Below are 10,712 nucleotides of genomic sequence, written 5' to 3' on the forward strand. Positions count from 1 at the left end.
GCAAGGAGATCCTCCGGTGGCCCGACTCGTCGACCTGACCCACGGCTTCTACGACGGAATGCCGTCCTACCCCGCCGACTGGTTCCCGAAGTTCGTCAGCGAGCGCTCGATGACACCGGAGACCGACCCGTACGGCACCAAGCGCACGTTCTCCTACCTGCACGTCTTCCCGCACAACGGGACCCACATGGAGTACCGGCTGCACTTCTACCCGGGCGCCGAAGGCATCGACGAGGTCCCCCTCGACACGCTGATCGGCCGCGCCTGCGTCGCCGACCTGTCGGACAAGGGCGAGCTCGAACCGGTCACCGGCGAGGACCTGGAGCGGACGCTGCGGCCGGTGTGGCAGCCGGGCGACCGGCTGCTCGTGCGCACCGACTACCTGCGGCACAACTGGGGCCGCCCCGACTACTGGGACCGGCCGCCGTACCTGACGCCGTCGGCCGCGGAGTGGGCCATCGAAAACGGCGCGAGCCTGTTCGGCCTCGACTGCCTCACCGAACGGCCCGGCGACGCCGAATCGCCGGTGCACCACGCGCTCCTGGCCGCCGGGATCCCGCTGCTGGAGTACGTCACCAACATGCACGAGCTGACCCGGCAGGTCGTGCAGCTGTTCGCGTTGCCGACGAAGGTCGCCGGCGCCGAGGCGGCGCCCGCCCGCGTCATCGCCCTGGAGGAAACGGATGACTGAGCAGGTCGCCCTGACGGCCGCCGGCGGCGACGCGGGCGTGCCGGCCGGCCTGGACCGGCTGCTCGACCTCCTCGGCTCGCCGCTGTCCGGGCTGCGGGCCGGGGACGAGGTGCTGATCAAGCCGAACCTGTTCCAGACGGCCCCGGGGTTCCAGGTCCGCCCGGCGCTGCTGGCGGCGATCGCGAAGGCGGTCGCCGCGCACGGCGCCCGGCCGGTGATCGCCGAGCGCACGCACGCCATCTACGAGCTGCTGAACGACCACGAAGCCGCGGAGTACGCCCGGATCGTCAGCTTCGACGACCTGCCGCTGCGGATCACCGGCATCCCGGGCGCGACGTCGCTGCGGGTGCCGATCGCCGTCCCCGAGCTCATCCTGGACTGCGACTTCTTCATCGGCGTCCCGCAGCTGCGCACGCACGCGAGCGTCGTCTACTCCAACGCGATGAAGAACCTGGTCGGGCTGCTGCCCGGGTACACCACCCGGATCGTGCACATGGCCGGCGTCGACGAGTCCACTGTGGACCTGAACCTGATGCGGCCGCAGGACCTGGTGGTGTGCGACGGAACCACGGTCATCGAGGGCAACTACCCGATGGACGGGCAGGCGCGCGAGGCCGGGTTCCTCGCCGCGAGCCGCAACGCCGTGGCGCTCGACGTCGCCGTCGGCACGCTGGCCGGGTTCGACCCGGACAGCGTCGCGTACCTGCGTGACGCGCACGCGCGGGGGATGGGACCGCTGGCGCTGGAGGACATCGAGCTGCTGGGCACGCCTTTGGCCGAGTTGGCGTTCGACATGGTGAAGGCGCCGGTCGAGATCGTCGTGCCGCGCGAAGGCATCCACGTGTACGCGGAACACGCGTGCCCGGCGTGCAGCCGGTTCGTGGCCGGGGCGATGAAAGCGCTGGCGGGCGAACTGTGCGAATGGGACGGGGAGCTGACGGTCGTCTCCGGGCCGCAGGTGACCCTGCCGCCGTTGCGCGGGGAAGTGGTGCTCGTCGGCAACTGCCTCTACGAAAGCCGGGACCTCGGCATCTTCGTCGAGGGCTGCCCGCCGCGGGCGATCCAGCTCGCCGCGTTCCGGTACGCCATGGGCAAGCCGGTCGGCGACCACGAGCGGACGCAGTTCCGGGTGCCGCCGAGCCGGGCCGCGGCCCGATGATCACGTCCGCGCTCGCCGCGGGGGACCGGCTGTACCGGCACGTCGTCCCCCTGGCCACGGCGGTCGACCCGGTGGCGGCGGCCGCGGCCCTGCGCGCCGCCGGGCGGGTCATGCTGACCGCCGGCGCCGGGGGCACCGACCCGGTGCTCGCCGCCGGTGAGCTGGCCGTCCTTTCGCACCCCGGCGGCGGGGCGGCGCTGACCGCCGCCGTCGACCTCCTGCGCGGGCTGGACCTGCCGCCGGAGACCACCGAGGCCGAAGCCGCCTGGTTCGGGTTCCTGGGCTACGACGCCGCCCGCGACTTCGAACGGCTGCCGAGCCGCCACCTCGCCACCGGCCGTCCGGTGTACGAGTTCTTCCTGCCCGAGGTGCTGATCCGGTTCGCCGAGGGCCAGGTGATCGGCCGCGGCACGACCGCCGCGGCCGCGCGCACGGCGGCCGAGCAGGTCGCCCGGACGCTGGACGGGCTCTCGATCGCCCGGCTGGGGAGCGTCGCCGTGGGCGCCGGGCGGTTCGGGTTCGCCTACGACGAGTACGTCGACGCCGTCCACCGGGCCCAGCGGCACATCCTCGACGGCGACGTCTTCCAGCTCGTGCTGTCGAACGCCTGGACCGCACCGGCCACTGTGGACGGCCTGTGCGTCTACCAGCGGCTGACGGCGATCAACCCGTCGCCGTACCACTTCTGGTTCGGCGGGCCGCACTTCGAGGCCGTCGGGGCGTCGCCGGAGCCGTGCCTGACGTTGTCGGACGGGAAGGCGCTGATCCGGCCGCTCGCCGGCACCCGGGCGCGCGGCCGTGACGAGCACGCCGACCGGCTGGCCGAGGAGGACCTGCGCGCGTCGGTGAAGGAGCTGGCCGAGCACCGGATGCTCGTCGACCTGGCCCGCAACGACCTCGGGCGGGTGTGCCGGCCGGGCAGCGTCTCGGTGGGGCGGCTGCTGGTGGTCGAGCGGTACTCGCACGTCATGCACCTGACGTCGGACGTGTGGGGCGAGCCGGAGCGGGCGCGGGGCACCGACGAGCTGATCCGGGCGACGTTCCCGGCCGGGACGATGACCGGGACGCCGAAGGTGCGTGCGATGGAGATCATCGACGCGCTCGAGCCGGCGCGGCGCTGGCTGTACTCGGGCGCGGTCGGTTCGTTCGGGGTGTCCCATGTGGACCTGTACCTGACGATCCGCAGCATGGTGTGGTGCGACGGCGAAATCCGCCTCCAGGCGGGCGGCGGCATCGTGCACGACTCCGACCCGGCGGAGGAGTACGCGGAAGTCCTGGCGAAGCTCGGCTCGGGCGCGCGGGCGCTCGGGGTGACGGTGGAAGGGACGGCCGCGTGATCTGCGTGCTCGACAACTACGACTCGTTCGTCTACAACCTGGTGCAGTACCTGGGGGATCTCGGCGCGGCCTGCCGGGTGTTCCGCAACGACGAGGTGTCCGTGGCCGGCGTGGCCGCCCTGAACCCGGAGCTGGTGGTGATTTCACCCGGCCCCGGCACCCCGGCGGACGCGGGCATCTCGGTCGAGCTGGTCCGCCGGCTCGCCGGGCGCGTCCCGATGCTCGGGGTGTGCCTCGGCCACCAGGCGATCGCGACGGCGTTCGGCGCCCGCGTGGTGCACGCGGCGGAACCGATGCACGGCAAGTGTTCGACGGTGGCCCACGACGCCCACGGCGTGTTCGCGGGCATCCGCAACCCGGTGACGGTGGCCCGCTACCACTCCCTGGTGGTCGACCCGGCCTCGCTGTCGGCCGACCTGGTGGTGACGGCGTGGTCGGACACGGGCGAGATCATGGGCCTCCGCCACCGGGCGTTCCCGATCGAGGGAGTGCAGTTCCACCCGGAGTCCCTGTTCACGGAGGACGGCGTGGCGATGGTGGCGAACGCGATGCGCTCCCGGACCCTGGTGCGCAGCTAGACCAGTTCGGCGGAGACGACCGGCGTCAGCGTGCGCAGCCGGTCGAGCAGGGTTTCGGTCTCGTCGGCGGCCAGCAGGACGGCGCAGACCATGCTGCTCTCGCGGACGCCGTCCTTGATGTCGACGGACAGTTCGTGCACGGGGTGGCCTTCGAGGGCGCCGACCAGGGCGGGGATTTGCTCGGCCCCGCCGACGAAGTAGGTGGCGATCCGGCGGCGCAGCAGCATGGCCGAGCGGGGTGCGGGAACGGCGAAGGACGTGGACATGGCGGATCTCCCGGGTTTCGAAAAGGGATGAGATCGGGGCCAGGTCCCGGAAAAGAGCGATCGCCGACGCAGCGCGCCGGCGACCTGGGTTCAGCCGGCGCGCCGGGTTACGAGCCGCAAGAACGGCAGAGGGCGCTGCACGGCGACAGGCTAACACGGCCGCGCACGGTTCGGTGACCTGCCGCGGCTTGTCGTGAGTGTTTAGGCGGGTTAGAACCCGCCTAAACACTCACGAGAGCCGCGGCAGACCCGTCAGCTGGCGCGGATGAGGCCCAGGCCCAGCGGTGTCGGCTCGTGGATCTGCGACTTCCCCGACCGCGAGCTGCTGATCAGCCCGCTCGCGCGCAGCACCGACGCGTGCTGGCTCGCCGTGGCCGGGGATATCCCGGTCAACCCCGCCAGCTCGCTCGTGTTGCAGCGGGTCTTCGCGATCGTCACCAGCACGCGAGCCCGCGTGTGGCCCAGCAGCGCCGCCAGTGACGGCCCCGGCTCCGCGTCGCTGTCGAACCTCGGGTGGCTGATCGAGTACACCAGGACCGGCGGCCGGTCCGGGGCCTTGCACGTCGTCGGCATTCCGTGCGCGAAGAAGGCCGGGACCAGGCGCAACCCGCGGCCGTCCAGGTGCAGTTCCTGCTCGATCGGGAAGCGCACCCGCAGCACCGGCGGGGACCACGTGATGTCCGGGTGCAACGTCGAGAGCAGCAGCTGCGGGCCGCCGCGGTCCAGGGCCGACTGGAGGCGGTGGCGGTCGTGGGCCACCGCCCGGCGCACCGCCGGCCAGTCCGGGGCGACGCACTGGCGGTAGTAGTCGTGCAGGGCCGTGCCGAGCCGTCGCAGCTCGCGGGGCTCGCCGTCGCCGACGCGGCGCAGCCACGCCGGGACGCGGGTGCCCTGCGCCGCCAGCTCGGCGACGTCGGCGGCCAGCGCGCGCGCCGGTGTCTCCAGCACCGCCGCGATGCCCTCGTCGATGCTGCGGGTGCCCGCCGGGGTCAGGAAGTCCGGGCAGTAGCCGTACGGCGGGACCGCCGACATCACCAGCCGGCCGGACGCCGGGACCGCGGAGCGCGACCCCCGGCGCCAGCGGCCGAAGAACGGCTCACCCTCCGGCCGCCGGATCCGGTAGCTGCTCATCAGCAGCTCCCACATCGGGTCGGCGTCCCCGGCGATGGTCACCTTCGCCAGGTCCGCTTCCGTGAAGTGAACTTTCAACACGCCGGGCGCACCACCTTCCGAGCCGAGCGTAACCGCCGCCCGCCGGCCGTGATCAAGGGTGGTCCGCCGGAAATTCACGCACCCGCGCGGCAATTCCGTTCGAATCCGGCCCTTCTTCACCCTCCGCAAGGGTAAAAAGCCGTGCCGTGGCAGTTCACGCTGTGTGATTGGTGCGTACGGGGGAAACGACCGCCGTTCCTTGACAGGAACCCGGTCGCCGGAGTTACGTCTCCGGCTGAATTCCGCGGAAAAGGAACCGGAAATCGTTCTCGGGCCACCGGTACGAATCGAGCCAAGCCACCGATGAAAGAAGCCGAACCCCCAGCACGCCGTCCCGTCGCATCCTGGAATCCCGGCAGCTGGCGGTTGCGCACCAAGATCTCCGTCGTGCTGTTGCTGCCCGTCATGGTCGCCCTGCTGCTGGCGGGCGGCCGGGTGCAGGGTGAGCTCGCCCGGGCCGGCGGGCTCAGCGCCGTCCGCGACCAAATGCCGGTCGTGCAAGGGATCGCCGAACTCGCCGGGCTGGCCGACGACGAGATGATCCACGACGGCGGTGCCCCGCAGGCCGCCGCGGTCGACGCGAAAGCCGCCGTGCTCCGCCACGACGCGGCCTTTTCGCAGCTCAGCCTCCCGCTGTCGAAGGCATTGGAAGATCAGCTGGGGAAATTGGCCGCACTGCGGCAGCAGACCGGTTCCCCGGCGGCGGAAACTGCGGCGTACCACGACTTCACCGTCTCGCTCAGCGAACTGATCTCGGGGATCGGCGAGCAGGCCGGGAATGGCGATCTCGACGCTTCGGCAGGCATCGCCGAATCATTGGTGCAGCTGCGGACCAGTCTCGCCGGGCAAGAAGCGCTGGCCGGCCGGTCCGAAGCCGGTTCGGCCGCCGCCGCCGAACGCGCCGTGGCCGAAGAAAGCGTGCTCACCGGCCAGCTCCGCCGGGCCCTGCCCGCCGGTGCGGCGGCCGCCCGGTTCGCGGCGGCGACCAGCCCCGGCGCCGGCGGCCCCGACGCGAAGCGGGCGACCCTCGGCACCATCCTCGCCGAGCAGGTCAAGGCCCTTTCGGACGCGGTCGGCGCGCAGACCAACACCGCCCGCTCCGACGCGCTGCGTGACGCCGCGCTGGTGCTCGCTTCGCTGCTCGGCGCCCTCGCGGTCGCGCTGGCCGTCGCCCGGTCGGTGGTCGCCCCGATCCGGCGGCTGCACGCGGCCGCGCTCGACACCGCGCGGCGGCGGCTGCCGGACACGATCGAGCGCATCCGCGAGGGCGAGGACGTCGACTGGCGGGCGACCGCGCCGCTGCCGGTCGACTCCGAGGAGGAGATCGGGCAGCTCGCGCGGGCCTTCGACGACATGCACCGGCAGGCGGTGCGGCTGGCCGTCGGCGAGCAGGCGGAGATGCGGATCCAGGTCAGCGAGATGTTCATGACGCTGTCCCGGCGCAGCCAGTCGCTGGTGGAGCTGCAGCTGTCGGTGATCGAGGACCTCGAGACCGACGAGCAGGACCCGCAGCGGCTGGCCGAGCTGTTCCAGATCGACCACATCGCCACCCGGCTGCGGCGCAACGGCGAGAACCTGCAGGTCCTGGCGGGCGGCCGGCCGGTGCGCCGGGACGTCGGCCCGGTCGCGACGGTCGAGCTGCTGCGGGCCGCGACCTCGGAGGTCAAGGACTACCAGCGCGTCTCGCTCGGCAACGCGCCGCGCGGGTCGGTGCAGCCCGAGGCCGCCGCGGACGTCGTGCACATCCTCGCCGAGCTGCTGGAGAACGCCATCCGCTCGTCCCCGCCGGACGAGCGGGTGGTGCTCACCGCCGACCGCGGCTTCGACGGCGGCCTGCTGATCGAGGTGGTCGACGTCGGGCTCGGGATGACCCGGGAGGACCTCGACGCGGCGAACGCCCGGCTGGCCGCCGGCGCCGCGGTGAGCCCGGAAACCACCCGCCGGATGGGCCTGTTCGTGGTCAGCAGGCTCGCCGCGTCCCACGGCATCACCGTCCGGCTCCGGCCCACGACCACGCGGACCGCGAGCGCCGGCATCACCGCCAGCGTGCACGTCCCGGGCGTGCTGATCCTGGTCGACCTGCCCCCGCGGGCGGCGCCGCCGTCAGCCAACGGCTCGGTGAACGGCTCGGTGAACGGCACCGCCCGCCACGAGCTCGAACCCCGGTGGCCCGCCGAGGAACCGCCGCCGGTGGCGGACCCGCCGACGCCGATCTTCGACCAGATGCTGTCGCACTGGTTCGCCGAGACCCCGGCGAAGGCGGAGCGCACCTGGGCGTCGCCCGCCGACCAGGTCCGCCAGGCCGCGGAGACCGCCGTCGGCACCCTCGACGGCTTCGACCTCACCAGCTCGGGCCTGCCGACCCGGGAACCCGGCGCGCAGCTGGCGCCGGGTTCGGCCGCGCCGCGCCGCGCCCAGCCGGCGGACCCGGGCTTCCGGGACCCGGCCGCGGTGCGGAACAACCTTTCCCGGCACTACAGCGGCATGCGTGCGGCCCGGCACCGGGTCGCGGGCGAGCCGGAGGCGGAGCGGCGATGAGCACCCGGCAGGAAGGAACACACGTGGCCGAGGGGTCCCGGAACTGGCTGGTGTCGGCGTTCACCCAGGAGGTGCCGGGTGTCGCGCACGCCGCGCTCGTCTCGGCGGACGGCCTGCTCGTGGCGGCGAACGAGACCCTGCCGCGCGACCGCGCCGACCAGCTCTCGGCGATCGCGTCCGGTCTCTCCAGCCTGGCGCTCGGCACCGCGGACCTGTTCACCGCGGGCCGGGTCGTGCAGTCGGTGATCGAGATGGAGCAGGGCTTCCTGCTGCTGATGAACGTCGGCGACGGCTCGAACCTGGTCGTGCTGGCCAACCCGGGCTGCGACATCGGCCTGGTCGGCTACGAGATGACGTTGCTGGTGGACCGGGTCGGGAAGGTGGTCGAGACCCCGGCGCGGCCGGCGGCCTCCCCGGGGGCGGCCCGGTGACCGAAGGCCGGCGACGCGGAGGCGGGCGGCACGCGGCGTCGCTGGCCCGGCCGTACGCGTGGACCGCCGGGCGCACCCGGCCGACGGTCGACCTGGCGGTGGAAGCCCTCGTGGAGACGACGGCGGAGGGCCGTACCGCACCCTTCAGCCCGACCAACCCGCTGGCCGTGGTGACGCAGCTGTGCCTGCACCAGCGGTCGGTCGCGGAAGTGGCCGCCCACCTGGGCGTGCCGCTCGGGGTGGCCCGGGTGCTCATCGGCGACCTGCTGGCCGCCGGCCAGGTGTCGATCCGCGACACGCTCACCGCGGACGCCTCCTGGGACGAACGGAACGACCTGCTCGAAAGGGTCCTCAGTGGACTACGTGCGCTCTGACAACAGGATCACCTCGGCGAAGATCGTCGTGGCCGGGGGATTCGGGGCCGGCAAGACGACGTTCGTCGGTGCCGTCTCGGAAATCGACCCGCTGCGGACCGAGGCGCTCATGACGAGCGCGGCCGTCGGCGTCGACCGGACCGAAGCGGTGCCGGGGAAGTTCGCCACCACGGTCGCGATGGACTTCGGCCGGCTCACCCTCGCCGACGACCTGATCCTCTACGTGTTCGGCACCCCCGGCCAGCACCGGTTCTGGTTCATGTGGGACGACCTCGTCTGCGGCGCGGTCGCGGCGATCGTCCTGGTGGACACGCGCCGGCTGGCGGACTCCTTCGCCTCGATCGACTTCTTCGAGTCGCGCGGGCTGCCGTTCCTGGTGGCCATCAACCAGTTCGAGGACACCCGCCAGCACGGGCCCGAGCAGGTGCGCGAGGCCCTGAAGATCCCGGCGGCGGTGGAGGTCGTCACGTGCGACGCGCGCTCACCCGAGTCGACCAAGCACATCCTCATCGCCGCGGCCGAGCACGCGCTCGCCGAACACCACGCGCCCCGCACACGGAAAGCCTGAAGGAGCCCCGGAAATGCCGATGGACCACCAAGACTTCGCGATGGGCAACTGGCTCGTCGTGCTCGCCTACCTCACCTCGGTGGTGGGCTGCGCCCTCGGGCTCGCCTGCACGCTGCAGGCGCGCTCCACCGACAGCCCGCGGGCCCGGCTGACCTGGCTCGTGCTGGCGGCCGTGTCGATCGGCGGCGTCGGCATCTGGGTCATGCACTTCATCGCCATGCTCGGGTTTTCCACGCCGGGCCTGCCGGTGCGGTACGACATCCTGCGCACGGTGCTGTCGGCGATCCTGTCGGTGGTGGCGGTGTTCTGCGGGCTGCTGGTGTTCGGCGTCCGCAACCGGTTCGCGTGGAAGCGGCTGCTGCTCGGCGGCCTGCTGACCGGGCTCGCGGTGGCCGTCATGCACTACGCGGGGATGTGGGCGGTCCAGGTCAAGGGCACGATCGGCTACGACCCGACGACGGTGGTGCTCTCGGTGGTCATCGCCGTGGTGGCGGCCACGGCGGCGCTGTGGTTCACGGTCGGCCTGGACAAGCTCCTGCCGCGCCTGGCGGCGGGCCTGGTGATGGGCGCGGCGGTGACGGGCATGCACTACACGGGCATGGCGGCGGTCCGCCTGCACCTGGACCCCGCGGCGCCCGACCCGTCCGGCACGGAGGTGTTCTCGTTCCTGTTCCCGGTGTTCGTGCTGGCGGCGCTGGCGATGGCGGTGCCGATCTGCGCGGTCCTGATGGCGACGTCGAGCTCGGAGTCACCCCGGCACACGACGCTGGTTCCCTAGTCCGGTCCGGACACCGGGAACCGGTCGGCGCTGAAGTGGACGAGGATCGCGCTTGCTGTCGCGCAGACCACTTCGCCCGCCTTGAGCTCGCCGGTGGCGTAGAGCTTGCGGCCGTCGCGGCGGACGAAACGGGCTTCCGCGGTGAGCGGTACCGCGTACGGCGTCCCCTGGTGGTAGTCGACCGTCAGGGACGCCGTCATGCCCGGAAAGCCGGCCGCCGCCGTGGCGCGGCCCAGTACGTGGTCCAGGACCGCCGCCACCCAGCCGCCGTGCACGCGCCCGGGCGGCCCTTCGTGCGCGGCCCCGAGGAGGACGTCGGCGCACACCGACTCCGGTCCCACGTGCACCCAGGACAGCGGCGGGGCCAGCGGGTTCCCGGGGCCTTCGAGGGGGTTGTTGATGCTGAGGTGACCCCCGCCTTCGAGCGCGGCGAGCAGGAGCGGTTTCGCGCTCCCGGCGGCGAGCAGCGCCTTGGTGACGGCTTCGACCTGGCTTGCGGCGGCGGCGAGGTCGGCTTCGTCGTCGCGCACGCAGACGGAGGCTTCGATCAGCTCACGGATGCGGTCGCCGAGAAGGGCGCGCCCCGGGGGAATGCCGTCGACGACCGGAAAGGGGTGTTCGGACATCGCACGCTCCCCGGGGCCCGGAACTAGAACACGTTCCAGTCTAGCAGGGCTGCGGCGGGGGGGGGGGTTTTTTCTTGTTTGAAATGGGTCAGAACCAAAAACAGACCAACCCCCGGGTGGTACCCCATGTGAACCGCGCCCCCCAGCGGAGTGA

The 10,712-nt window shown here is 72.5% G+C and carries 12 protein-coding genes; 9 read left to right on the forward strand and 3 right to left on the reverse strand.

From position 1 onward, the window contains the following. Positions 1 to 16 precede the first annotated feature (16 nt). The 4 genes from ABZW17_RS43485 to ABZW17_RS43500 are packed head-to-tail and all read left to right on the forward strand — an operon-like array spanning position 17 to position 3,765. Positions 17 to 691, forward strand: coding sequence for a cyclase family protein (locus ABZW17_RS43485; RefSeq protein ID WP_354827824.1), 675 nt, complete (start codon positions 17 to 19; stop codon positions 689 to 691). Continuing rightward, positions 684 to 1,850, forward strand: coding sequence for a DUF362 domain-containing protein (locus tag ABZW17_RS43490; RefSeq protein WP_354827827.1), 1,167 nt, complete (start codon positions 684 to 686; stop codon positions 1,848 to 1,850). Before ABZW17_RS43485 ends, ABZW17_RS43490 begins: the two co-directional genes overlap by 8 nt. Continuing rightward, on the forward strand, positions 1,847 to 3,187 hold the full coding sequence (locus ABZW17_RS43495; protein ID WP_354827830.1) for an anthranilate synthase component I family protein: 1,341 nt from the start codon (positions 1,847 to 1,849) through the stop codon (positions 3,185 to 3,187). Before ABZW17_RS43490 ends, ABZW17_RS43495 begins: the two co-directional genes overlap by 4 nt. After that, positions 3,184 to 3,765: an aminodeoxychorismate/anthranilate synthase component II gene (locus ABZW17_RS43500; protein ID WP_354827833.1), complete on the forward strand. Its 582-nt coding sequence runs from the start codon at positions 3,184 to 3,186 to the stop codon at positions 3,763 to 3,765. The genes ABZW17_RS43495 and ABZW17_RS43500 overlap by 4 nt, the downstream gene beginning before the upstream one ends. Here ABZW17_RS43500 and ABZW17_RS43505 read toward each other — a convergent pair. Then, positions 3,762 to 4,031, reverse strand: a complete 270-nt coding sequence (locus ABZW17_RS43505; RefSeq protein WP_354827836.1) for a hypothetical protein — start codon at positions 4,029 to 4,031, stop codon at positions 3,762 to 3,764. The genes ABZW17_RS43500 and ABZW17_RS43505 overlap by 4 nt on opposite strands. A 252-nt stretch (positions 4,032 to 4,283) precedes the next feature. Beyond that, the gene (locus tag ABZW17_RS43510) at positions 4,284 to 5,243 is read right to left on the reverse strand and encodes a winged helix-turn-helix domain-containing protein (protein ID WP_354827840.1); all 960 of its coding nucleotides are present in this window, start codon (positions 5,241 to 5,243) and stop codon (positions 4,284 to 4,286) included. Positions 5,244 to 5,630: 387 nt separating this feature from the next. On the opposite strand from ABZW17_RS43510, the gene ABZW17_RS43515 reads away from it, so the two are divergent. Genes ABZW17_RS43515 through ABZW17_RS43535 form a run of 5 tightly spaced genes read left to right on the forward strand, consistent with a single transcriptional unit; the run spans position 5,631 to position 9,932 of the window. Then, a complete protein-coding gene (locus ABZW17_RS43515) occupies positions 5,631 to 7,781 on the forward strand; it encodes an ATP-binding protein (RefSeq protein ID WP_354827842.1) in 2,151 nt (716 codons plus the stop codon). Further along, positions 7,778 to 8,212 (forward strand): roadblock/LC7 domain-containing protein, encoded by a 435-nt coding sequence (locus tag ABZW17_RS43520; RefSeq protein WP_354827845.1) that lies wholly within the window; start codon positions 7,778 to 7,780, stop codon positions 8,210 to 8,212. Before ABZW17_RS43515 ends, ABZW17_RS43520 begins: the two co-directional genes overlap by 4 nt. Continuing rightward, entirely contained in the window at positions 8,209 to 8,586 is a 378-nt protein-coding gene (locus ABZW17_RS43525; RefSeq protein ID WP_354827848.1) for a DUF742 domain-containing protein, read from the forward strand. Before ABZW17_RS43520 ends, ABZW17_RS43525 begins: the two co-directional genes overlap by 4 nt. Continuing rightward, positions 8,567 to 9,154, forward strand: coding sequence for an ATP/GTP-binding protein (locus ABZW17_RS43530; RefSeq protein ID WP_354827851.1), 588 nt, complete (start codon positions 8,567 to 8,569; stop codon positions 9,152 to 9,154). The genes ABZW17_RS43525 and ABZW17_RS43530 overlap by 20 nt, the downstream gene beginning before the upstream one ends. A 19-nt stretch (positions 9,155 to 9,173) precedes the next feature. Beyond that, on the forward strand, positions 9,174 to 9,932 hold the full coding sequence (locus tag ABZW17_RS43535) for an MHYT domain-containing protein (protein ID WP_354827857.1): 759 nt from the start codon (positions 9,174 to 9,176) through the stop codon (positions 9,930 to 9,932). Here the strand turns inward: ABZW17_RS43535 and ABZW17_RS43540 are convergent. Further along, positions 9,929 to 10,558, reverse strand: a complete 630-nt coding sequence (locus ABZW17_RS43540; RefSeq protein ID WP_354827854.1) for a PaaI family thioesterase — start codon at positions 10,556 to 10,558, stop codon at positions 9,929 to 9,931. The two genes, ABZW17_RS43535 and ABZW17_RS43540, sit on opposite strands and share 4 nt — an antisense overlap. Positions 10,559 to 10,712: the final 154 nt, after the last annotated feature.

This window comes from Amycolatopsis sp. NPDC004625, from assembly GCF_040609695.1.
Lineage (GTDB): Bacteria > Actinomycetota > Actinomycetes > Mycobacteriales > Pseudonocardiaceae > Amycolatopsis.